Raw genomic sequence first — 22,663 nt, forward strand, 5'->3', positions numbered from 1 at the left:
AGACCTGCTGCGAAAAGGTATATACTAATTTCAGGGTGAATTAGGCTAAAATAGCAGCAGGCTAAAACCCATGCCTCAAATTCACCAAACCTTCAATAATATTAAATCTCATGTTATATTTTTTCTGAAAGTTACGGTAAACGTGCGACAAAATCTTGAATATTTTCAATTCTCGTATCTTATTTTCGACCCTCATCCTAAATGATGCCAACTCTCGGTTGTGCTCCTTTTGCTCCTCAGTTAGTGGCTTCTTTCGGTATTTTTTGTATGGTATCACAACGTTACTTTGCAATTTTTCCATCCCTGATAGCCAGAATCGGCATGCTTTATACTGTCTGTAGGCAGCAATTTCTCCTGTTTTCTTATCCGAAAATCGTGAATTCTCCCACGGTGAGATCTTGAAACCGATAAAATTTGCCCTCTTTCTTCGATCACAATTTCTGTTTTCATCGTGTGCACTTTTTTCTTGCCAGAGTAACTTTTCTTCCGTTTTCTGCTTTCTTTTGGCTGCTGTATCTGCTGCTCTGTAACATCTGCCAGTATCTTCAAAATCCTCTCTGGCGTTAGGGTTCTGTCCTTTTTTATAGTAATTTTTTTTGCCAACAGTGGCTCCATTTTCTTCAAAAGTCGGCAAATATTCGCATTATGTAAGTTGAAAAGGCAGCCTAAAAATCTGTGGGTTATGTAGGTCCGATAATACAAAATTACGCACAACATTTTATCTTCCAGTGTCGGTAAATTAGCAATTCTTCCGTGGCGCTTTTTCTGTCTTTCAAGCTTTTCCCACTCTGGACGGACTTTTTCCAAGATTTTTTCGAATTCTTCTATTTTCAATCCCGTTACATCTCGAAAATTTCTCGGGTGTTTACTTACTTTATGGTAATTCAGACTCATTTTCCCTCACTTTTTATTTCTCTTTTTCATACTTTACCATCTTTTACACTATTTTGCAGCAAGTCTATTCTTTTTTCTGGATCCCAGTGCCTCATTCCCCTGTCATCCCAGTGCATGACACTGGGATCCAGGAATTTTTATCATGCACTAAGTTGGTGAGGTAGCAGTTTTATGTTAAAATACGACGTTTTTAATGGGGCTGCGGAAAACCTGGATTCCAGACTGGAATGACACCTAGGGGACTTGGATGACATCATTCTTTTTCCTGGATTCCAGTGTCAAGCACTGGAATGACACCTAGGGAGCTTGGATGACACCATTCTTTTTTCTGGATCCAAGTAGTCAAGGCACTGGGATGACAAAGAAATAGGCACTGGGATGACGAGAAAGGAGCACTGGAATGACATCATAGGGGCTACTTTCATGACATCATTCTTTTTCCTGGATCCAAGTAGTCAAGCTACTCGGATGACATCTTTCAACATTATATCATGAACTTTTTAAAATTCATTGAGTTATGCTTTCAAACGGTGGTGCTGGAGTGTGAGTATAATGATTATCAGTATATAAAAGTCATAGCAGATAGGCTGGAAGCGGTGAGCGCTGGTGAAGTGAGGCGAATAATATTCAATATGCCTCCGCGTTCAATGAAGTCCCTGTGCGTTAGTGTTGCGTGGCCCGCATGGATACTGGGAAACCAGCCAACTGCAAGAATAATAGTTGCAAGTTACTCTCGGCTGCTCAGCGAAAAGCACTCGCTTGATACAAGGTGCGTAATGCAATCTGGTTGGTATAAAAAGCTATTTCCAGAAGTAGAATTATCCAAAGATCAGAATACCAAGTACAAATTTCAAACAGTGCAGAGAGGATACAGAATCGCAACGTCCGTTGGAGGAACATTAACTGGTGAAGGTGGTGATTTCATCATCGTAGATGATCCACTGAGTCCCGCCCAAGCTTTGAGTGAAACGTTTAGAAAGCGTGCTACAAACTGGTTTGACCAGACTTTAGTAACCAGGCTTAACGACAGAAAAAAAGGAGTCATTGTTCTTGTGATGCATAGGCTACATCAGGAAGACTTAACCGAACACCTTCTCTCCAAGCTAAAAAACATATGGTATCATATTTGTTTGCCAATGATTTCTGAAAATAAGGAGATCATTTATTCAATCAAAAAGCCAGCGCTTCCTGTTCCTGTCGTCCAAGTAACTGCAACCAGACGGTTGTATAATACAACAGCATCATGCGCTGCACCTGCAATATCCCCTAGATGGAGGAAAAGAAGAAGTTGAGATGATAAAGGTTGAACTTGGAAGTTACGCTTTTGCTGCACAATATCAACAAAACCCTCTGCCACTTTCAAGTGGTATAATTAAACGAGAGTGGCTGAAGCGCTATAAAAATGTTCCTGATAATCTCTCGCATGTAACACAAAGTTGGGACACTGCGGTTTCAATAAGCGATTCTAGCGGCTTTAGCGTTTGTACCACCTGGGCAAAAGCGGATAATAAATTCTATTTACTTGATGTATATCGCGCAAAGCTTGAGTATCCAAAGCTTAAAGAGCAAGTTCTGTCACTAGCTGCAAGATGGACGCCACACGCAATTTTAATCGAAGCAAAAACAAGTGGTCAGCAATTGATTCAAGAGCTAAAGACAAATAGTGACCTACCTGTTATCGAGGTAGTACCACATAGCGGTAAACTTGCTCGATTCTACCAAATTGTTCCAATAATAGAGTCTGGCAAGGTTTTTCTGCTGCACCAAGCAGTATGGCTCAGCGATTTTGAGTATGAGATTTTAATGTTTCCGGAAGCTTGCCACGACGACCAAGTGGATAGTACCGTGCAATATCTGCAATGGGTGAGAGATAGTAGCTCTAGGGTCGCAGCTTTACGGGCATTGTGATTTGAGCCTAAATTCTCAATGGTAAATCAAGAAGCAACTGCAATAACGTTAGGGATATAATTGTTCCACTTTCCAATTGCTTTCTTCAATAAGAGTATATCTAAACCTAGTGTGTCTCCTATATTCACCTTCTTGCCAAAATTCAATTACTTTTGGGATTACGCAAAATCCCACCCAAAAGTTAGGACGAGGAACTTGTGTGTTGTAAAATTCCTTCTCCTTCAATTTGATGGCTTGCTCAAAATCTTGCCAATTTTTCAGAACGCTCGATTGTTTTGAGCACCATGCGCTAATTTGACTATCGCGCGCTCGAGAAGAGAAGTATTCGTCAGTTCTTTCATCGTTTAGAAGTTTAACATCTCCTTCAATTCGTACTTGCCTAGCAAATTCTATCCAATGAAACACTAACGCAGCTTTGGGGTTCTCAGTCAATTCTTTCCCTTTTTTACTGTTTACGTTAGTGAAAAACACAAAACCTTCTTTACTATATTCCTTTAGTAATACTACTCTTGCAGATGGAATGCAGTCTTTGCTACAAGTTGCTAGCGTCATTGCAGTTGATGAAGAATTAAGTACTGCTTTATACCACTTTGAAAACAAATTAAACGGATCTTTTTCAGGTGAGAATGTCATATTCAAAAATAAAATTTAATTCTGACATGCATTGCAAAAATAAGTGCTACGGCCATTTTGTCGTATAAGTGTTATGATATTGTTGCAGATCTTGCAAGGTTTTTGAACTTTACCATATACGTAAAAGTTATTTTGAAAGTATCCAGCAGATCCAGATGGCTGTGCATAATCTTTCAATGTTGAACCGCCTGCAGCAATTGCATCACTTAGAGTATTTTTTATTTCAGCAGCAAGTTTTGTGTATTCCCTATACGTTAAATCTTTTGCCAGCCTGAGTGGTGAGATGCGGGCTCTAAACAAACTTTCAGAAGCATATATATTGCCTACGCCAACTATTAATTTATTATCCATTAATGCTGATTTGATATTCACTTTTTTGTTTTTCAGCAACTCCTGTAAATAGTCTCCACTGAATTCATCTGTGAGGGGCTCTATTCCGAAACCGTCAAAAAAATTTATTTCTTGTTCTTTGCTTAAAATAATAACTAATCCAAATCTTCTTGGATCATTAAAAATTATTGAAGTATTATCATAAAACGAAAACACTACGTGATCATGTTTATTCTGTGCTTGATTATGTTCAGCATATATCAGCTTTCCACTCATACCAAGATGTATGATTACAACTATACTAATATCTATATTCCAGATTATATACTTACCTCTACGCTTGATATCGTTTATAACTTTGCCCTGTAGCAAATCATCAATATTCTTCGTTATTGGTACACGCAAATTCCAATTATTGACTATAACATTACTTATTTTTTTATTTTTGATTTTATCAAATAAGAAGTTAGAGATTACTTCCACTTCTGGGAGTTCTGGCATCTTGTCTACTCTGTTGCTGTTTTTTTCTTTTTAGAATATTTTGCTTTAAAGCTTTTGCCAATCTTTTTCTCTCCTCTTCTTTTTCCTTATTCTTTTTTGTGTTATTCATTATCATAATATATAAACTTGCCGTTGTAGCTCAGGTGGTAGAGTACGTCATTGGTAATGACGAGGTCCCAAGTTCGAGTCTTGGTAACGGCATACTTATTATATCCATGTTATTGCGTTTGTTCAATTGTTTATGATTGCAAAACGCTGAAGCTTTTGTATATATGTAGAGTAATTGATGAAGTCTAAAATAGGAGCAATAAATAGTGAAAAATGTAATTATAGATTTATCGCACTGGGAGCAAGATGTAGATTTTAAATTAGCAAAAGAAGATGGAATATTAGGAATTATGCATAAAGCTACACAGGGGCTGAAATACGTAGATCCAACATATGAAGAAAGGAGAAAAGCGGCTGGAGAAGAAGGATTGCTTTGGGGAGCATATCATTTTGGAGTAGGAGAGAAAGGAAAAGATCAAGCAGAGCATTTTTTAGAAGTAATAGGAAATGATTCTCAAGTGTTGCTTGCTCTAGATATTGAAGAAAATAAGGGAAACAATATAACGCCAGAACAGGCAGAAGATTTTGTTAATCAAGTTCATAAAGCAACAGGGCGCTTACCACTGATTTATGGAAGTGCTTACTTTTTACAAGATTTTGCAACGCCAACTTTAATAAAATGTCCACTCTGGATAGCAAGATGGGGAAAAAGTCCAATGTTACCGAAAGGATGGAATGACTGGATTTTGTGGCAGTACACTGATGGTCAGACGGGACCTGAGCCGCATTCAGTAAAAGGGATCGGACCATGTGACAGAGATAAATTTAATGGAACATTGGAAGGGCTAAAAAAGTTCTGGCTAACAGGAGAAAATGCTATTAAAAATTTTAGAACAATTAATTTTGACAGGTGTGTTATGGGCTTCAAGAACATCTTTAATAAGATAATAGAATTTGTTTTGGGTAGTAAATTAAGTATAGAGCTTGATGAATATAAAAGTAATTTTTCTTTTATGGTAGATGTTCTAGTTAGTTCTCTAAAAAATGATAACAAAAGTAATAGTGCTGCAATTGATGGGGTAGTAGAGCTAAAAGATAAGAACAACGACTTGCTAGATAAGCTTTTTGCTAATTGGCAAAATAAACAAAGACAACTTTTGTATATTTGTATATCTTTGTTAGTAGTTAGTATCCTACTTATATACTCCCATTTAAAGTCTTTTACACAGTTAGCTGGTATAATTATGAGTATCTTTGCTTGAAGTGCTCTGATAAGCTACAAGGTTTAAAAGAATCAAGGTTATAAAGGTAAGTTATCATGCTTTTTCCATATCCTTTCTACTTTCTTGTTTTTGAGTAGCTCTAATGCTTTGTGAAAGTGATGCCTTGTTTTACTTGGCACTATAATGTCATCAATGTATCCATGTGATGCAGCAAAAAATGGATTAGCAAATTTCTCTTTATATTCTTTGATTAATGTTTGCTGGTCTTTTTCATGCCTAAATATAATTTCAACTGCACTTTCAGGGCCCATTACAGCTATTTCAGCAGTTGGCCAAGCATAATTTATGTCACCTTTTAAATGTTTCGAGTCCATAACGATATATGCACCACCATACGCTTTTCTAGTGATAAGGCTAATTTTCGGCACAGTCGCTTCAGCGTAAGCGTAAAGCAGTTTTGCTCCGTGTTGTATTATATTATTGTATTCTTGATTTGTACCCGGCAGAAATCCTGGAACATCAATAAGTGTGATGATCGGAATGTTAAATGCGTCACAAAACCTCACAAATCTTGCAGCTTTTCTTGAAGAATCAATATCCAAACATCCTGCAAGGTGCATAGGTTGATTTGCAACAATACCAACAGTATTTCCTCCAATCCTACTAAAACCAATTATAATATTACGAGCAAAATCAGGTTTTAGTTCAAAGAATGTCTTCTCATCGCACACCTTTTCAATAAGTTCATACATATCATAAGGAGTATTAGGATTGCTAGGAATCAGAGTATTTAAAGATTCATCAATATCATTAACTGAATCACAGGTTGATTTAGGTTTCGGTGATTCCTGATTATTTGTTGGTAAGAAAGTAAAGAATTCACGCATTTTTAACAGCATTTCAACATCATTATTGAATGCAAAATCCGCTACTCCTGTTTTGCTTGTATGAATTTTTGCTCCACCAAGGTCTTCGAAACTTACATCTTCATAGGTGACTTTTTTTACTACATCTGGTCCGGTTATAAACATATATGAACTGTTTTTCACCATGAAAGTAAAGTCAGTTAATGCTGGAGAATAAACCGCACCTCCTGCACATGGGCCCATAATTAAAGAAATTTGTGGTATAACACCAGATGCATTTACGTTTCTTTGAAAAATTTCTCCATAACCAGCAAGAGAATTTACTCCCTCCTGAATTCTGGCTCCACCAGAGTCATTTAGTCCTATAATTGGAACCCTGGCATTAATTGCCATATCCATAATTTTGCATATTTTCTTTGCATGTGACGCACCAAGTGACCCACCAAAGACGGTAAAATCCTGAGAATAAACAAAAACTTTTTTGCCATAAATAGTACCATGACCAATCACTACTCCATCACCTAAAAAATTAGCATTTTGCATGCCAAAATCAGCTGCGTGATGCTTCACGAATTTATCGTATTCCTCAAACGAATCTTCATCGAGTAATACACTGAGCCTTTCTCTAGCAGTTAATTTCCCTTTTTCGTGTTGTTTATTGATTCTGTTAGAACCGCCTCCTTTTTCAGCTTCTAGTGCTTTGGTTTTTAGATTTTCTAGTATTTCAAAGTCTTGCATACAATAAAGTAGTTTTCAAATTAGTAGTAGACTTTATTAAGCTTACAAACTCTACTACTATACACATACACTATTGCATGTGGCAATAGTGTATGTGTATAACAATTATTAAAACTTTAGCCTTAACGTTGGCGATTAAAATGAGAACACTTTGATATACTAACTTCCTCCAGAACACTAAATGGCTCACTTTGTTTTCCGTTTTTCTCTTCGACAAAACTTTTAGCAGCTTCAACAACCTTGCTTATACGAGGTTCTTTTTCTAGCTCTTTTAGGTACTTTGAGAAGATTTCACAACTTTTATCATCCATATGCACCATTATTTTGCCAAAGCTTGAGGCATTTTCTGGTTTGTCAGCCTTTTCAGAAGATAGAGTCATTACAATCTTTTCACTGTTGCTTATTGAAAAGTCATCTGAAGTCTGCCCTTTATATCATGATATTTTCCATCTTGTATTCGTATTACATCATCTCCTTCCCCGATCTTTAACGCTCCATCTAAATTTTGAAATTCTGGATTACTCAGAAACTTTGCAGGAGTTATAACACTTTCTTCTGGACACTGTACACAATAAAATTTATTATCTCTTTCTACTATAACATCTTTTATCACATTTTCTTCTCCATCTTTTTCAATGCTGTCACATACAATTTGTTTTAGGCTCGATAAATATTTGCTACGTTTTTCTATCAAATCTGGCGGTAAGAATTGCAAAGGTTCTTCACTCATATAAGTGCCTGTTGAAACTAGATCGGATATTTTTGATGAAAGAAGATCTAGTTGATGTTTTTCATGAATGGACAACTCTTGCGTTTTTAGGATATATAAGTTGCACACCAAAAAATCTATCAATGATGTATTCTCAAAGAACACATCACATGGTATGCCAAACATTATCTTTTTGTCTTTTCCAAGTGCTATGAACTCTAGCAATTTCTTTATTATTCCCTCTATGACTGTTTCATTGCTATCCAAGTTTGAGATGTCAATTTGACGTCTCATGTTCAATAATGTACTCAAGGTATTTTTCCGTACACATTCATCAACTTGTTTATATATTGCTATGTCTAGTTGAAATGTGCCCATTACTTCTAAATCTTCAAGTTCATCTTCTATATCCTGTTCACTTTGGCACGTTTCGTATAATACACTGAGTGCATCTTCATCCATATCTGGAAACGTTTTGAATGATGCATTGAGTATATCTTCATCCTCAGACTCATCTATATTTTTATTGTATTCTGTAGAATAACTGCCTTCACTATCCTCTTCTGTTATATGCAATTCAGGTGATAAAGTTGTATCAAGCATATCATCTTCAAGATAAGTACGACTAATAGGAGTAGAAGAACGAGTAATATACCCCTCATCTCCCGAACCTGTATTATCCTTTCCCATATATCCCCCTGCTTGACATAATAAAACAAGAAATCCTAATTATAGTATGCTCGCGTGATCTATAAAGTCAATAGTTAAATTGAAAAATTTTAGTTATAATCTACTTTACATAGAAGATGCCCTTAAATTATGCTAAAAATCGCTATAGTAGGCCTACCAAATGCTGGAAAATCGACCCTTTTTAACAGATTGGTGGGAAGAAAAGCGGCAGTGGTAAGTAATATTCCAGGAGTGACAAGGGATAGACGTGAGGGAATAGGGAGAATTAGCGATTTGGAGTTTAAAGTTATAGATACAGGAGGATGGAACGACCAAACTAATTTTTCACTACAAGTTATTGAACAAATAGAATTTTCTCTATCCAATTCAAACATCATTTTCTTTCTTGTTGATGCAAAAGTGCAAAATGAGCGAAACAAAGAATTTGCAAAGTGGCTAAAGAGAAAAATGAATAAACCTGTAATCCTCATAGCAAATAAATGTGAGAGTCATAAATCCGAAAATGTTGATTATTTGCAGTTTTTTGATTTTCTTGGCCCGGTGTATATCTCTGCCGAACATAATCTTGGTATGGTTGATCTTTATGATGTATTAGCTGGTGTTATTGAAAATATCAGTGCAAATAGTCCTCCTTTCGGTGTCATTCCAGTGCTTGACACTGGAATCCAGAAAAAAAATAGTATGGATCCCAGTGTCAAGCACTGGAATGACAATAAGAGCTCTAATGAGTCCGGTAAATTAAGAATTTCGATAATCGGTCGCCCAAATGTCGGAAAATCAACTTTTTTAAACAGCCTACTTACAGAAAACAGACTAATAACAAGTTCAGAGCCAGGCACCACACGTGATTCTGTAGATATTGTATATGATCATAATGGGGAGCTAATTACTCTCATTGATACTGCAGGAATCCGCAGAAAGGCGAATGTTATAGATAACTTAGAATCAAGATTTGTTGAAAAAAGCTTAGAATCAATCAAGCGCTCTCATGTGGTAGTTTTAATGCTAGACTCCCTAGTTGGTATTGAGCAGCAGGATTTATCAATTGGTGAAGCTGCAATTAAGGGAGGGAAAGGGATTATTGTTATTTTAAATAAGTGGGATTTAATAGGTAAGGATGACAGAAGTAAGTTAATAAAATTTGTCAAACAACAGGAAGTGACTCGGTTATTCTTGGAAGTGCCAATTGTAACAATTTCTGCATTGAAAGGCATGCGCTGCGGCGATGTGATAGATAAGTGTCTTGAAGTGAGTGAATCTTTGAACAAGAAAGTCAGCACTGCAAAACTGAATAAGTGGCTAATTGATGCTTTAGATAGGCACTCTCACCCGCTTGTAAAAGGCAAAGCAGTTAAAATGAAGTATATCGCTCAAATTGGTACTAAACCTCCAGCTTTTTCTTTGATATGTAACATACCTGAAAGTGTTGATGAAAGTTACAAACGCTATTTAATTAATGACCTTAGAAAAAATTTCTTTGCTGAAGGCGTGCCAGTCAGATTACTTTTGAAAAAAAATAAAAATCCCTATGCAAAATAAATACTCTGCTTTATACTTCCAGGGATAATTTACTTAAAGTTGTGTGTAATAACTCCAGAATTCCTACAATCTTTCTGCTATCAAGTGCTTTTGCTCTAATTTTTGCATATGTGCTAGAATATTTTTTCAACATGCTGCCATGCAAGTTATGTACATACGAGCGGGTAGTTTACTATGTTGCAGGGTTACTTGCAGTAGTATGCATGCTTAAAGACAACAAAATTCTAATCTATGCAATGTTTTGCAACTACCTCATAGGTGCAGTAATATCTTTTTATCATGTAGGCCTTGAACTCCACTTATTTCATGATGTTTTAGGTTGTACAGAGCAAGCAAGTGGTAACGTTAGTATAGAAGAGCTCAGAAATAATCTACTAAATCCTAATTACTCTCCATCTTGTGACATACCTCATTACGTTCTAGGTGTTTCCTTAGCAACATGGAATTTAATTTATCTCATAGCAGCTCTGTTCGTATCAGGTAAGGTGTATTGTGGAGAAAGAAAGAAATCTAAATAATTTAAGGTGCAGCAACAATCAGTTCTTGCAACAGGCAATTAGAGTAAATCATGCTGGGGAATATGGAGCTATTTGCATTTATTCTGGTCAAAAATTTATTCTTAAAAAATCTTCTATAATCAATGAAATAATTGAAATGGAAGAGCAGGAAAAAAAGCATTTTCACTATTTTAATGAGAAAATCAAAGAGCAAAAAGTTCGTCCTACTGTTTTGTTGCCAGTTTGGCGTGTTTTAGGAGTGTCACTTGGCGTTGCAACTGCCATTATGGGCAAAAAAGCTGCTATGGCTTGCACTGCTGCAGTTGAAGAAGTTATAGGGGAGCACTACAAAGAGCAAGTTTCACATTTAGAAGATGGGGAATTAAGAGAAACTATAAGTAAATTCCGCGATGAGGAGTTAGAGCACAGAGATATTGCAATTCAGCACAATGCTGAAAGCGCATTTGGCTACAACATTTTATCTTCATTCATAAAAACAGGCTGCAAAACTGCTATTTACTTGTCCAAGTTAATTTAACTAAGCAGCTTTCTTAATACCTGCCACAGGTTCACAACTGTACGAACATTCATTTTTGAAGACAGTAAATGGTGTCATTCCAGCGCGTGACGCTGGAATCCAGAAATTTTGCTTATAACTGAGCTGATGAGCTAAAGGCTTACGCTAAAACAAACGTTTTTAATTAAGTTGCATAGAAGCTGGATCCAAGTAGTCAGGGCACTGGTGGCCCAAACTACAACGTTCGTACAGTTGTGGGTCAGGCTATAGGATGACAGAAGTTGACTTTATTAGCTATAGGTGGTATGACACTTAGTCAATTTAAGTAAGCAGATGATCTTAGCTACAAAAGTATTTTTTACCTCATTTATTTTTGGATTTATTCTTTTTCCCTATTTTATAAAGCTTCTAAAAAAAATAAGTAAAGATGGGCAACCAATTAGATCATGTGGACCAGAAAGTCACTTCATAACAAAAAAGAATGTACCACCTATGGGCGGAATAATAATACTGATTTCTTCTTTATTACCAATTTTACTCTGGGCTCAGTTAACACCAGAAATTTTGCTGCTGATATTGATAACTCTATTTTTTGCTCTACTTGGATTTATTGATGATTATTTAAAATTGAAGACAAATCACTATCGAGGTTTAAGTGCAAAAACCAAAATACTTATTCAGTTTATTGTAACTCTGGTTAGTATGTCTATACTTAAGCTATACTCTGCTGAAGGTTTTACAAAAATATCCCTATTTAAAGGAGTAATAATTGATTTTGGCTATCTATATGTCCCATTCGCTGCGTTTGTAATTGTCGGCTCTGCTAATGCTGTGAATCTCACAGATGGTTTGGATGGCCTTGCTGCAACTCAAGTCATCACTTCCTTTGCTTTTTTGGGGCTAATTGCATATATAACTCAAGCAGATATGAATATTACTTTATTCTGCATTGCATTTATAGGAGCTATTTTAAGTTTTTTGTGGTTTAACACACATCCAGCAAAAATATTTATGGGTGATGTTGGTAGCTTGTCTGCAGGTGCAGCTTTAGGATTAACTAGTGTCCTAATTAAAAGAGAAATGCTGTTTGCCGTTATTGGAATAATCTTTGTAATAGAGACTCTATCTGTTATTATTCAGATATCATATTTTAAATATACAAAGTTTAAATATGGAGAAGGAAAAAGAGTTTTTCTTATGGCACCAATACATCATCACTTTGAAAAGAAGGGATGGTCAGAAAATGTAATCGTTGTGAAACTTTGGATAATTTCTATTATCTGTTCAGTTTTTACTATAACTTTCTTATTATAAAAACCTATGAAATACCCAGACTTTACATTAGAAAATAAATTATCAGGAGTGATAGCAGGAGTGGATGAAGTTGGAAGAGGTCCGCTAGCTGGTCCAGTAATATCCGCAGCCGTAGTGTTTATTGATAGGAATACAATTATTGATGGAATCAACGACTCAAAAAAGTTGACTCTTCAATGTAGGCAAGTCCTATATGAAAAAATAACATCCGTTGCAAAATTTGGTATAGGAATGGCAAGCGTAGAAGAAGTAAATTCATACAATATCTTGCAAGCAACAAAACTTTCAATGAAACGTGCGTTGATAGACCTGGACCTAGAATTAGATTATGTGCTAGTTGATGGTAATCAACCACCTGAAGTGAAATGGCAAGTGAAATCCATAGTAAATGGTGATAATTTGAGTACATCAATTGCAGCAGCTTCAATCGTTGCAAAAGTTACTAGAGATCGGCTTATGCAAGAATTGCACAATAAGCATCCTGAATATAATTGGTATAAAAATAAAGGATATGGAACAAAAGAGCACCTTAACGCTATTGGCCTTTATGGAATTACAGAACATCATAGAAAAAACTTTGCACCCATATCTCGGGCATTATAGCCTTTAATCACTTACCTTTTTTGAAAGGCATGTTTTCATTAAATAGGCAAACTGTACTTGATCCGTTCCTTAAGGTAAACACTGAACTCACCCTTTCGATTATCAGGTAGTTGTTAGCTGTACGGAAGTTTACTAAAGACTCATACCCTGCAGAATCAACCATAAAAACTGCCGGGAAATCAGAGTTTATTTTATTGAATTGTAAATATGTAAATTTTCCGTCATCAAAAACCTTAATTGGTATTATTGACTGACTGCCTTTAACGTGCGAGATAGAATAATTAAAATTTAAGCCCTTCTTTACAATTTCAATGTCGTTTATATCAGGAATAATGGTATGACTAGCTTGTTCGAAGATATCGCCGTTGTTTGTTGTGTAAATCTCATCACTGCTAAATAGTGGATAAAGAAACCTTACTTCATATGCTAATTTTGGATCATCTAGTCCAGTTGCTTCTTCAGCATGAAGTTCAAAGTAATAAACTCTTTTATTGGTAATTATAGTTGCGTTAGTATCGGCAATATCATCTATAGGCTTAATAAACAATCTGTTACCTTGAGGAAGGAGTTGCCAACCAGTTGAATCACCCATTGAAAGGTTTTCTATTACCTCCCCTGGTTCAAACAATATGCTGGATTGATAACCATAAAAACCCGTATACTTATGTATAGCTTGTGGGTTATAATTTATTACCTTTATGTGATTATCTCCAGCTATTGAACGTGGCTCCTGTTTTGCAAGTGCATCACTACCACAAAAAAACAACAGTACGGCAAACAGTAAACCAATCATAATATCAAAATAAATTAATCTTCATTTTATCATTGATAGACACGCACTGCAACTGTTAAGCTGTACTATAAACCCCAATTATAGGTTAGCAAGGGGTAGAAAAGGCAAGAAATAAGGCAAACTCCTTAAATACTTTAGAACTACAGGAGGCTTCACCTGAACGGATATACTTGGAATCCTGCCATTTTCACTTCGTAAACATACCAAGAATTCTGTCCATTATTCCACCCATATTTGCTTCAGCTTGAGTATACTCTATTTTACCACCGTGCAAGATTAGTTTAATATCTGATCCAGGTGATATATTAACAAATTTACTGCCAACAACTCCACTGCTAGTGATCAGAGCTGAGCTATCAACTGGCAACTTTATATCTCGGCTTACGCACATATCGATTCGTGCTATGTAGGTAGCTTTGTCAAGTGACACACCAGTTATGCTTCCAACGTCCACACCAGAGATCTTGACACTATCACCAACTCCTATACCGTTAGCGTTAGCGAAAAGACCATATATTTTATAGCAATCCTTATAGTTTTTCTTTATGTAAGATAGCTTATCAATAGCAAAGAAAATCAGAAAAATAGTGAAAACCAATACAAATAATCCAGCGGTTATTTCAAGTATATTTGACCTTCGCATCTTTAGTTATCAGGACTCCAGCTTTTATAGTAATTTTTCACTTTTTGGTTTGGATAGTATGCATCTTTTGTACCTGTTAAATTAGGAGTATGTTTTACTTTTCTTTTTTTATTATTAACTGGTACTACATTATCAGTATAATGAAGCCATACATGCCATTCCGGAGGCACTGTTGTAGGCTCAGAGACACTGCTATACATAATCCACCTTTTCCCTTTACTTGATTCATAGTAAGAATTTCCATTTTCATCTCTTCCTACAAATTTATCTTCTCTTCGTAATAGGCGTTTTATTGCGTTACAAATTTTAGATAACATAAGAGTATTAAAACAAAAAGTATTATATATACTAATACTTTAACGATATATTAACAACAATTTAATGCAATTACCAATTTTACAAGTTATTATACCAATAATTGCATCAATGTTTTGCTTTCTTACCAAGAAACACAAGGTATCTTGGTTTATTTCTTTTATTGCAACAACAATCACTCTTATCATTTCATCGATACTACTCGTTAAAACATATAAAGGCGAGATTATAACTTATCACCTTGGAAATTGGGCTCCTCCGCATGGAATAGAGTTAAGAATCGACGTGTTAAACTCCTTGATTCTAACTTTGGTGAATTTTATAGCGCTGATTAGCGTGCTTTATAGCTTTTATATTAACGAAAAAGAAATTAGCAAAAACAAGATCACTGGTTTTTACTCTCTATTTCTACTGTGCTTAAGCGGACTGCTCGGGATTCTAGTAACAAACGACATATTCAATCTTTATGTTTTTTTGGAAATTTCATCTCTTTCTTCTTATGTATTAGTTTCAATGGGGAGGGATAAAAAAGCCTTGGTTGCAGCATTTGAATATCTAATTAGTGGCACTATAGGGGCAACGTTTTACTTGTTTGGTGTTGGACTTTTGTACTCCATGACAGGAACGCTCAATATGTCTGACATGGCTGAAAGAATAGTTCCATTATACGATAACAACATCATAAAACTTGGCATATTGTTCATTTTTGTTGGTCTCTCAATTAAAATGGCACTGTTTCCATTAAGCAGGTGGCTGATTAATGCATATAGTGAGGCGCCAAGTTTCATTAGCATATTCTTTTCAGGCACAGTGACAAAAGTGATGATATATGTTTTCATTAGGATCTTCTATACTGTTTTCCATCAGAATTTCTTCTTATTTAAACCATCACTAAGCAACGTGATAATTATCCTCGCACTTTGCGCTGTTATATTTGGGTCAATATCTGCAATAACTGCAAAAGATACAAGAAGACTGCTTGCTAATTCTAGTGTCAGCCAAATTGGTTATATAATTTTAGCACTGAGTTTTAACTCAAAAACAGGTGTATTTGCAGCAATTCTTCACATAGTAAACCACAGCATAATAAAAACATCTTTATTTATGGCTGCAGGATGTATTTCTTACAAATTTGATACAACAAAAATAGAGAATTTATCGGGACTCAAGAAGTCAATGCCTTATACAGCACTTGCGTTTACTCTACTTAGTTTAGCATTAGTCGGTGTGCCGCTAACAAATGGCTTTGTAAGCAAATGGTATATAATGAAAGCAGTTATAGAATCTCGCGCGTGGATTTCCCTGATAGCTTTTGCCGCCGGTTCTTTTCTTGCACTAATATACATGTGGAAGATGGTAGAGAAAATGTATTTTGAAAATAGTGCAGCATCAAGCGCTGGAATGACACTAGGCAAAATTAATGATGTGCCATTTCCTATGCTTTTCTGTCTATTGTTTATGGCAGCTTTAACAATAGTAACTGGAATATATAGCACTCCAATTCGGTTAGTAGTTGAGAAGTTGGTTTTTTGATTTTTATCTTTGTTTCATATTTTACTATACTTTAAGGTTATAAGTGTGGATAGGCTGAAGAAGATTCATTGGTTGTTAGTCATTAACGTGATAGCGCTGTTTTGCGTTGACATTGCTGTTCAATACTCTTCTGCTGGAGGAAAGTGGGTACCATTTGCAATTCACCAAATAGTCATATTTTCCTTCTTTTTCCTACTCGCTATAGCTATGTCATTCATAGAGCTAGATTTTTATTTGGAGCACGCCTACTTTTTTTATATAGCAGCAGCGATTTCGCTATTAGCAGTAAATTTTTTTGGCTCGCACATAATGGGTGCGACGAGGTGGATAAGAATTGGATCAATTAGTTTGCAACCATCAGAATTTGCAAAAGTAGGCTTAATACTTGCACTTGCTCGTTATTTTGATAAGCAAAGTGTGTATAAAATGATGGAATTTAAAAGATTGCTTAAGGCGGTAATAATTATTTTCTTGCCTGTATTCTTGGTGTTAAAGCAACCTAATTTAGGCACAGCTGTGATAATGTTGTTTATAGGAGCATCAATTATATTCACAGCAGTAATAAAAAGAGCTCATTTAGTAATTTGTGGGACGCTTGGCATCTTTGCAGTACCGGCTATTTGGCCTTTTTTACGTCCTTATCACAAGCAAAGGATATTGTCGTTTTTAGATTCATCAGTGGATCCACTTGGAATAGGTTATAATGCGCAGCAATCTCAGATAGCTATTGGTTCAGGAGGTTTGCTTGGTAAGGGCTTTGTTAACGGAAGTCAAACTCAACTTGGATTTTTGCCGGAAAAGCGTACAGATTTTGCTTTTGCAGTGCTGAGTGAGGAGTGGGGCTTTTTAGGTAGCATGGCTTTAATTTTGCTTTATACCTCATTACTTGGCATAATTTTCTCTACCGCTTATAGGTCGAAAAATTATTTTTCTAAGTCGGTATCCATCGGCATTTTCGCCTTTTTTAGCGCTCATTTCTTTATAAACATTGGAATGTCAATGGGCCTCTTGCCTGTGATAGGCGATCCACTGCCATTTCTGTCATATGGAGGAAGTACAACTGCTGCAAGCTTAATATGTATAGGGCTATTGCTGGCAATAAAAGCAGATGAACAACAAAATACTTGTATTTTACCTATGCTAAAGTAAAATTAAACTTTACTTAATTAGTTTTTATGCTAGATGAAATGCGTGAGGAATGTGGGGTATTTGGCATAAGTTGTAACCAAAGCGCTGCTTTTAACTCTATACTTGCTCTCCATGCTTTGCAGCATAGAGGTCAAGAGTCTTTTGGCGTAGTAACCAGTAACAACGATAAGCTGCTCTCTTATCACTTTCAAGGTCAAGTGAGCAGCGTATTTGATGATATAGATGAAATAAAGAAATCCTTACCTGGAGATTGTGCAATAGGTCATGTTCGATACTCAACAAGTGGCAATAAATTTGGAGTGCAGCCCATGTTTAGCAAAAGTGGCAAATTTGGGGATTTCGCCATAGCACATAATGGTAATTTAATTAATATTTCTTCGATACGCGAACAATTAATTAAACAAGAGTGCGTTTTTCAGTCAGATATTGATACAGAAGTAGTAGTGCATCTGACAGCAAGCGGTGAAAAAGATAGCTTTTTAGAGAGTTTTATATATGCACTAAAGCAAATACAAGGTGCTTATTCTTTTGTGGCAATCAATCAAGAAGTAGTTATTGGAGTACGTGATCCATCTGGAATCAGGCCTCTTGTTTTAGGAAAGTTAAACGGTTCTTACATTCTTGCATCTGAAACTTGTGCTCTTGATATAATAAATGCAGAGTTTATTAGAGAAATAGAACCAGGCGAATTAGTTACCATCAGTTCGGATAGTAAGCTAGCCTCAATGTTTCCTTTCCCACAGCAAAAATCAAGTTTTTGTGTTTTTGAATACGTCTACTTTTCGAGACCAGACAGCATAATGGAGAATAGGTCCATATATGATATAAGAAAAGAAATAGGAAGAATACTTGCAGAAGAGAGTCCACCAAAAAACAATGTAGATATGGTTATACCAATACCTGATTCTGGAATACCTGCAGCTATTGGATATGCAAAGCATTCAGGATTACCTATGGAACTGGGGATAATTCGTAATCATTACATAGGAAGAACTTTTATACAACCAACCGCTGAAGTACGTAAAGTGAGAATAAAATTAAAATTCAATGCTAATAAGCACACTTTGAAGGGTAAAAACATAATTTTAATAGATGATAGTATAGTGCGTGGTAGTACGTTAACAAATATAATAGTTATGCTAAAGGATGCAGGAGTAAAAGAAATTCACCTCAAAATTTCAAGCCCACCAATTAAGCATTCTTGTTTTTATGGAATAGATACACCAGAGTGCAAAGATTTAATTGCTGCAAATAAATCTGTAGAGGAAATTAAGGAAGTTATAGAAGTAGATAGCCTAGCCTTCTTGAGTATTGATGGACTATATCAGGCTGTTAAAGGAGAGGTGCGTAACAATGCTACACCACAATATTGCGATGCTTGTTTCACTGGTGATTATCCGATTGGCAAATAGTCTACGCAAGATCTTAAGTTTTTAAACCGCCAAAATTTCTCTTGGCCTTTACTAATTCCGATTCTCGGAGTGCAAACATAATCTGGTTTGAGGTGAGATTCATAAACACAAAATTCGTGGCTTATAGTAAGGTCTTGCTTATTATGTTCTTTTGTAATGTTTAATCTTTTGCACAATATTCCTGGTCCGCCTAAGTTTGCTTCAAGCGGTTCAATGAGCTTTAATCCCCGTATTAACACTGCTGCTGGGAACCCTTCTGCTTCTGTTACAATATTTAAACAGTAATACATTCCATATATAAAATACACGTATGAAAACCCCGGCATACCAAACATTACTGAGGTTCGGTTAGTATAGCCTCTTGCCGCGTGACAAGCTGGGTCATTCATTCCTATATAGGCTTCAACTTCGGTTATTATTCCACTAAAGTTAGAAAATTTGAGGACTTTTCCCAATAACTCTCCAGCTACAGTTAAGGTCGGCCGCTCGTAGAAATTTCTTGGTAGTATTATGTTGCTCATTATAAGAGTATAAGTTACTTGTAGGTACAAGCAACTTATACTGAATTTTCACTACTTTACCTATTTTGAGCAGCAGAAGCTTGATGCTTTTGTGGTGCGCCGCTCAAGTCTTCTACATTTGTTGAAGGCTGCTCCAAAAATTTTACTTCTTCAGAGCTTTGTTGTAATTGTGTTTGTGGCAATTGTGATGCTAATGCTTCATATGTAAAGACTTTGATTCACGTCTCTTGCCTACTTTTACTTCTTTGTTTGCACGTAACTGTTCTTCAGTAATACCGTTGCTTTCAAGGAGCCTTACACCATTCTTATCGTCAATATTAATTTTAATTTTACATTCTTTTTCATCAACATACCACTTTAAAGTCATTTCATATAATCCACTAATTACTTCATAAACTCTTTCCCCATTATCATTAATATAGCAACATGCCCCTCTCTTTTTTTCTTGATTAGGATGACAAAATGTAATTGTTTTGACCTTATACTTTTTACATATATCACCACTTAGAAGTTTAGCTATATCTACCCCTTCTTTACTAACATTCAACACAACTCTCACGGAAGGGTAAACAACATTCCCTTCCCTTTTGCCTTCTTTTATCATTATGGCCCCTATGGTATTATTTTTCATACCTTCAGATATCTCTGATTTAATTTGGTCAGCAATTTTGCCTACAATCTCTTTGTCGTGATACTGAGATTCTCCTTTCTTCGGAGAAAAAGGTTTTTGGTTTGTGGTATTGGTAGAAGGGTTGTTCTGTAATGCAAAGAACTTATTCCATTCTTCATCGCTTTCTAACTCGACATTTTACGCTTATTCTTGTCCGGTGTTGATTTAGGTATATCCTGAGTGCTCAAATCGCTAGAAAGTCCTTTTGTTTTATCAGAATTACTGCTCTCCTTTGCTTTATTACTTAGAAGGGTAAGATGCTCTTCTGGCTTTTTCTTATCCGGTTTTAAAGTTGTATCATCAGAAGGAAGTTCCTCCACCATAGACACATGAGGATTTTTAACTTCATCTTTATTGCGAAAGACTGGAATGCTTTCCCAGAGCTTTTTCCAGAGTTCTGTAATCTTGCCTAACATATACTCTCCATTATCGTTAACACATAATACTAGCGTACGAGCATTATATCAATTAGTTAACATAAATTATGGCAAAGCTTCTAATGTTGAAAGCTCAAATGCTCCTTTGCTTGATCAGTTAAAACGCGCCCTCTTGGTGTCCGCTTTACAAAACTAATTTTGATTAAATAAGGTTCCACTGTTTCTTCAATATTGCCGGCATCTTCAGATAGCGCAATAGATATAGTGTCAATCCCAACAGGGCCTGAAGTGTTGAATAAAAATCTTAGATAATGCATGTCTAATTTATTTAATCCCATTTTATCTACACCCAATTTTAGCAATACAGAATCAGCGACTTCATAAGTGATTTTTTTATCGTCTTTTACTTCAACAAAATCCCTTATTCTCCTCAGTAATCTCAAAGCAATTCTTGGAGTGCCACGCGCACGGCAGGCAATTTCCTGTGCGGCATTCTCTTCAATTTCAGCAGAAAGAACTCTTGCACCTCTTTTTATAATATTAACCAGCTCCTCAAAAGAATAAAATTCAAGATGCAAAGGGATACCAAAACGATCCCTCAGCGGCGCAGAAAGTAATCCAAGCCGTGTTGTTGCTCCAATTAATGTAAATGGTGGTAGATCTATCCTTAAAGTGCGAGTAGATGGCCCTTCACCTACTAATATGTCCAGGCAAAAATCTTCCATAGCGGTATATAAAACTTCTTCAATGTTACGATTTAATCTATGGATTTCGTCGATAAATAGGACATCTTTTGCATTTAAAGTGGTAAGCACTGCAGCCAAGTCCCCAGCTTTACTAAGTAAAGGACCAGAAGTTGCGCGGAAGCTGACCCTTAATTCTTTAGAAACAATTTGTGCTAAAGTTGTTTTGCCAAGTCCTGGGGGACCATACAATAAAACGTGATCTAAAGCTTCAGTTCTCTTCTTTGCAGCATTTATAAACACTTTTAAATTTTGTATTAAGTCTTTTTGTCCGACAAAATCATCAAGTTGCTCAGGTCTGATGTTGATATTACGCGCATCTTCAGCATATTCTTTACCGCACGATATTGATTTCATAATGTTGAGAGCTCCTTAAGCGCCATGCGAATAATATCCTTGGTGTCCAGATTTGACAATTCGTCTTGTATTTTTTTTATCGTATCATAAGCTTTCATTTTTTCATACCCAAGATTGATCAATGCTGAAAGGGCATCTTCATTAATTGGATGAAAATTATTGTTATTTATTTCTAATTTACTCACTTTGCCACTTAATTCAGTGATGATTCGATTTATGAGTTTTTGGCCCAGGCCACTCATCTTGAGTGCTACTTTATCCTCATTCATAATTGCCAAAAACAGCTGTTCTGGAGTTAATTTACTCAAAATTGACATTGCAGTTTTATAGCTAACACCGCTTACTTTAACAAGCAACCTCAAGCACTGCTGTTCCTCTTTGCTTATAAAACCATATAACTGAGCGACATTTTCTCTGTTATTTGCATAGGTTTCGATGAGTAATTTAACTCTACTTCCGATGGAACATGCATTTAAAGTTTTGGCTGAAAGATACACCATATAGCCAACATCATTCACATTCAGTATTATGTAATCACTGCGCACTTCATCAACTATTCCGCTTAGATTTCCTATCATTTTTAGCACTGTATAGGGTTCAGTTTAAATACTCCTGGATCTTAGGTCAAGCAAACGAACATTATAACAGAGAGCCAAGTAGCTCACAGAAACGAAAAACTTCCTTGACACATTTTGCCAACATTTGCCGCTTCAAGTCTGTCTGCTATGACTTTTATATACTGATAATTATTATACTCACACCTCGGCACCACCGTTTGAAAGCACAGTTCAATGAATTTTAGAAAGTTCATGATATAGTGTTGAAACCAGCGCCTCCTTCTCCTGTCATCCCAGTGCTTGACACTGGTTCTTTTTTCTAGATTCCAGCGTCACGCGCTGGAATGACAGCAGTTCTACATCATACCGCCGCGGTATCTCTTAGCCGCTAACAAGTAGCGGTATGATGATTCTTCAAATCGTCAAGGTGTCATCCAAGTAGCCTTCTCTTCCTGTCATCCCAGTGCTTGACACTGGGATCCAGAAGACGTAATTTCAACCAAATAATAAAGGCTGGATTCCAGTGCCAAGCACTGGAATGACACCCTACTTAACCGTCATACCGCGATTCATTCGCGGTATC

General features: G+C 36.1%; 25 protein-coding genes, 1 tRNA gene and 2 pseudogenes. 11 read left to right on the forward strand and 17 right to left on the reverse strand.

Going from position 1 to position 22,663, the window contains the following annotated elements:
- Positions 1-61 precede the first annotated feature (61 nt).
- Positions 62-894: pseudogene (locus OZD67_RS00010) on the reverse strand (transposase family protein).
- A 491-nt stretch (positions 895-1,385) separates the two neighbouring features.
- Between OZD67_RS00010 and terL the strand changes: the two are divergent.
- Positions 1,386-2,802: pseudogene (gene terL, locus OZD67_RS06130) on the forward strand (phage terminase large subunit).
- 48 nt (positions 2,803-2,850) lie between these two features.
- Here the strand turns inward: terL and pdxH are convergent.
- Genes pdxH through OZD67_RS00035 form a run of 3 tightly spaced genes read right to left on the reverse strand, consistent with a single transcriptional unit; the run spans position 2,851 to position 4,375 of the window.
- A complete protein-coding gene (gene pdxH, locus OZD67_RS00025; protein WP_182184040.1) occupies positions 2,851-3,435 on the reverse strand; it encodes a pyridoxamine 5'-phosphate oxidase in 585 nt (194 codons plus the stop codon).
- A gap of 15 nt (positions 3,436-3,450) precedes the next feature.
- Entirely contained in the window at positions 3,451-4,266 is an 816-nt protein-coding gene (mutM, locus tag OZD67_RS00030; RefSeq protein WP_182184042.1) for a bifunctional DNA-formamidopyrimidine glycosylase/DNA-(apurinic or apyrimidinic site) lyase, read from the reverse strand.
- Positions 4,232-4,375, reverse strand: coding sequence for a hypothetical protein (locus tag OZD67_RS00035; protein ID WP_182184223.1), 144 nt, complete (start codon positions 4,373-4,375; stop codon positions 4,232-4,234). The genes mutM and OZD67_RS00035 overlap by 35 nt, the downstream gene beginning before the upstream one ends.
- Before the next feature lie 19 nt (positions 4,376-4,394).
- Between OZD67_RS00035 and OZD67_RS00040 the strand changes: the two genes are divergently transcribed.
- A tRNA-Thr gene (locus OZD67_RS00040) sits at positions 4,395-4,467 on the forward strand.
- Positions 4,468-4,580: 113 nt separating this feature from the next.
- Positions 4,581-5,576 (forward strand): glycoside hydrolase family 25 protein, encoded by a 996-nt coding sequence (locus tag OZD67_RS00045; RefSeq protein WP_259346705.1) that lies wholly within the window; start codon positions 4,581-4,583, stop codon positions 5,574-5,576.
- A 38-nt stretch (positions 5,577-5,614) separates the two neighbouring features.
- On the opposite strand, the gene OZD67_RS00050 is transcribed toward OZD67_RS00045, so the two are convergent.
- The 3 genes from OZD67_RS00050 to OZD67_RS00060 form a co-directional block, all read right to left on the reverse strand.
- A complete protein-coding gene (locus OZD67_RS00050) occupies positions 5,615-7,141 on the reverse strand; it encodes an acyl-CoA carboxylase subunit beta (RefSeq protein ID WP_182184043.1) in 1,527 nt (508 codons plus the stop codon).
- Between the two features lie 122 nt (positions 7,142-7,263).
- Positions 7,264-7,521 carry a hypothetical protein gene (locus OZD67_RS00055; RefSeq protein WP_182184045.1) on the reverse strand — a complete coding sequence of 86 codons (258 nt, stop codon included), beginning with the start codon at positions 7,519-7,521 and terminating at the stop codon, positions 7,264-7,266.
- A 20-nt stretch (positions 7,522-7,541) separates the two neighbouring features.
- Entirely contained in the window at positions 7,542-8,540 is a 999-nt protein-coding gene (locus tag OZD67_RS00060) for a hypothetical protein (protein WP_182184046.1), read from the reverse strand.
- 129 nt (positions 8,541-8,669) lie between these two features.
- On the opposite strand from OZD67_RS00060, the gene der reads away from it, so the two are divergent.
- Complete coding sequence (gene der, locus OZD67_RS00065) at positions 8,670-10,079, forward strand: ribosome biogenesis GTPase Der (RefSeq protein WP_182184048.1); 1,410 nt, start codon at positions 8,670-8,672, stop codon at positions 10,077-10,079.
- 10 nt (positions 10,080-10,089) lie between these two features.
- Here der and OZD67_RS00070 read toward each other — a convergent pair whose 3' ends face one another.
- Positions 10,090-10,212: a hypothetical protein gene (locus OZD67_RS00070; RefSeq protein WP_274999604.1), complete on the reverse strand. Its 123-nt coding sequence runs from the start codon at positions 10,210-10,212 to the stop codon at positions 10,090-10,092.
- Between OZD67_RS00070 and OZD67_RS00075 the strand changes: the two genes are divergently transcribed.
- The 4 genes from OZD67_RS00075 to OZD67_RS00090 all read left to right on the forward strand — a co-directional run bounded on the left by OZD67_RS00075 (position 10,154) and on the right by OZD67_RS00090 (position 13,010).
- A complete protein-coding gene (locus OZD67_RS00075) occupies positions 10,154-10,597 on the forward strand; it encodes a disulfide bond formation protein B (RefSeq protein ID WP_338063306.1) in 444 nt (147 codons plus the stop codon). The two genes, OZD67_RS00070 and OZD67_RS00075, sit on opposite strands and share 59 nt — an antisense overlap.
- Complete coding sequence (locus OZD67_RS00080; RefSeq protein ID WP_164224959.1) at positions 10,572-11,114, forward strand: demethoxyubiquinone hydroxylase family protein; 543 nt, start codon at positions 10,572-10,574, stop codon at positions 11,112-11,114. The genes OZD67_RS00075 and OZD67_RS00080 overlap by 26 nt, the downstream gene beginning before the upstream one ends.
- A gap of 312 nt (positions 11,115-11,426) precedes the next feature.
- Positions 11,427-12,407, forward strand: coding sequence for a phospho-N-acetylmuramoyl-pentapeptide-transferase (mraY, locus tag OZD67_RS00085; RefSeq protein WP_182184050.1), 981 nt, complete (start codon positions 11,427-11,429; stop codon positions 12,405-12,407).
- A gap of 6 nt (positions 12,408-12,413) precedes the next feature.
- Positions 12,414-13,010, forward strand: a complete 597-nt coding sequence (locus tag OZD67_RS00090) for a ribonuclease HII (RefSeq protein WP_182184052.1) — start codon at positions 12,414-12,416, stop codon at positions 13,008-13,010.
- A gap of 7 nt (positions 13,011-13,017) precedes the next feature.
- Here OZD67_RS00090 and virB9 read toward each other — a convergent pair whose 3' ends face one another.
- From virB9 to OZD67_RS00105, 3 genes are all read right to left on the reverse strand, one after another.
- On the reverse strand, positions 13,018-13,803 hold the full coding sequence (virB9, locus tag OZD67_RS00095) for a P-type conjugative transfer protein VirB9 (protein ID WP_182184053.1): 786 nt from the start codon (positions 13,801-13,803) through the stop codon (positions 13,018-13,020).
- Positions 13,804-13,990: 187 nt separating this feature from the next.
- Entirely contained in the window at positions 13,991-14,446 is a 456-nt protein-coding gene (mlaD, locus tag OZD67_RS00100) for an outer membrane lipid asymmetry maintenance protein MlaD (RefSeq protein WP_182184055.1), read from the reverse strand.
- 2 nt (positions 14,447-14,448) lie between these two features.
- Positions 14,449-14,763, reverse strand: a complete 315-nt coding sequence (locus tag OZD67_RS00105; protein ID WP_182184057.1) for an NADH-ubiquinone oxidoreductase subunit NDUFA12 family protein — start codon at positions 14,761-14,763, stop codon at positions 14,449-14,451.
- 64 nt (positions 14,764-14,827) lie between these two features.
- Between OZD67_RS00105 and OZD67_RS00110 the strand changes: the two genes are divergently transcribed.
- Genes OZD67_RS00110 through purF form a run of 3 tightly spaced genes read left to right on the forward strand, consistent with a single transcriptional unit; the run spans position 14,828 to position 18,855 of the window.
- Positions 14,828-16,294 (forward strand): proton-conducting transporter transmembrane domain-containing protein, encoded by a 1,467-nt coding sequence (locus tag OZD67_RS00110; protein WP_182184058.1) that lies wholly within the window; start codon positions 14,828-14,830, stop codon positions 16,292-16,294.
- A 45-nt stretch (positions 16,295-16,339) separates the two neighbouring features.
- Positions 16,340-17,443 (forward strand): rod shape-determining protein RodA, encoded by a 1,104-nt coding sequence (gene rodA / locus OZD67_RS00115; RefSeq protein ID WP_182184060.1) that lies wholly within the window; start codon positions 16,340-16,342, stop codon positions 17,441-17,443.
- Between the two features lie 26 nt (positions 17,444-17,469).
- Positions 17,470-18,855, forward strand: coding sequence for an amidophosphoribosyltransferase (gene purF, locus OZD67_RS00120; protein WP_182184062.1), 1,386 nt, complete (start codon positions 17,470-17,472; stop codon positions 18,853-18,855).
- Here purF and OZD67_RS00125 read toward each other — a convergent pair.
- From OZD67_RS00125 to ruvA, 6 genes are all read right to left on the reverse strand, one after another.
- The gene (locus tag OZD67_RS00125; RefSeq protein ID WP_182184063.1) at positions 18,837-19,376 is read right to left on the reverse strand and encodes a DNA-3-methyladenine glycosylase; all 540 of its coding nucleotides are present in this window, start codon (positions 19,374-19,376) and stop codon (positions 18,837-18,839) included. The genes purF and OZD67_RS00125 overlap by 19 nt on opposite strands.
- 56 nt (positions 19,377-19,432) lie before the next feature.
- The gene (locus tag OZD67_RS00130; RefSeq protein WP_259346707.1) at positions 19,433-19,558 is read right to left on the reverse strand and encodes a hypothetical protein; all 126 of its coding nucleotides are present in this window, start codon (positions 19,556-19,558) and stop codon (positions 19,433-19,435) included.
- A gap of 8 nt (positions 19,559-19,566) precedes the next feature.
- Entirely contained in the window at positions 19,567-19,980 is a 414-nt protein-coding gene (locus OZD67_RS00135) for a hypothetical protein (RefSeq protein ID WP_274999602.1), read from the reverse strand.
- A gap of 191 nt (positions 19,981-20,171) precedes the next feature.
- Positions 20,172-20,462: a hypothetical protein gene (locus tag OZD67_RS00140; RefSeq protein WP_259346709.1), complete on the reverse strand. Its 291-nt coding sequence runs from the start codon at positions 20,460-20,462 to the stop codon at positions 20,172-20,174.
- A gap of 80 nt (positions 20,463-20,542) precedes the next feature.
- Positions 20,543-21,523, reverse strand: a complete 981-nt coding sequence (ruvB, locus tag OZD67_RS00145) for a Holliday junction branch migration DNA helicase RuvB (RefSeq protein ID WP_182184065.1) — start codon at positions 21,521-21,523, stop codon at positions 20,543-20,545.
- Positions 21,520-22,101 (reverse strand): Holliday junction branch migration protein RuvA, encoded by a 582-nt coding sequence (ruvA, locus tag OZD67_RS00150; RefSeq protein WP_182184067.1) that lies wholly within the window; start codon positions 22,099-22,101, stop codon positions 21,520-21,522. Before ruvA ends, ruvB begins: the two co-directional genes overlap by 4 nt.
- Positions 22,102-22,663: the final 562 nt, after the last annotated feature.

The organism is Wolbachia endosymbiont of Drosophila nikananu (assembly GCF_028981865.1).
GTDB classification, from domain to species: domain Bacteria; phylum Pseudomonadota; class Alphaproteobacteria; order Rickettsiales; family Anaplasmataceae; genus Wolbachia; species Wolbachia pipientis_B.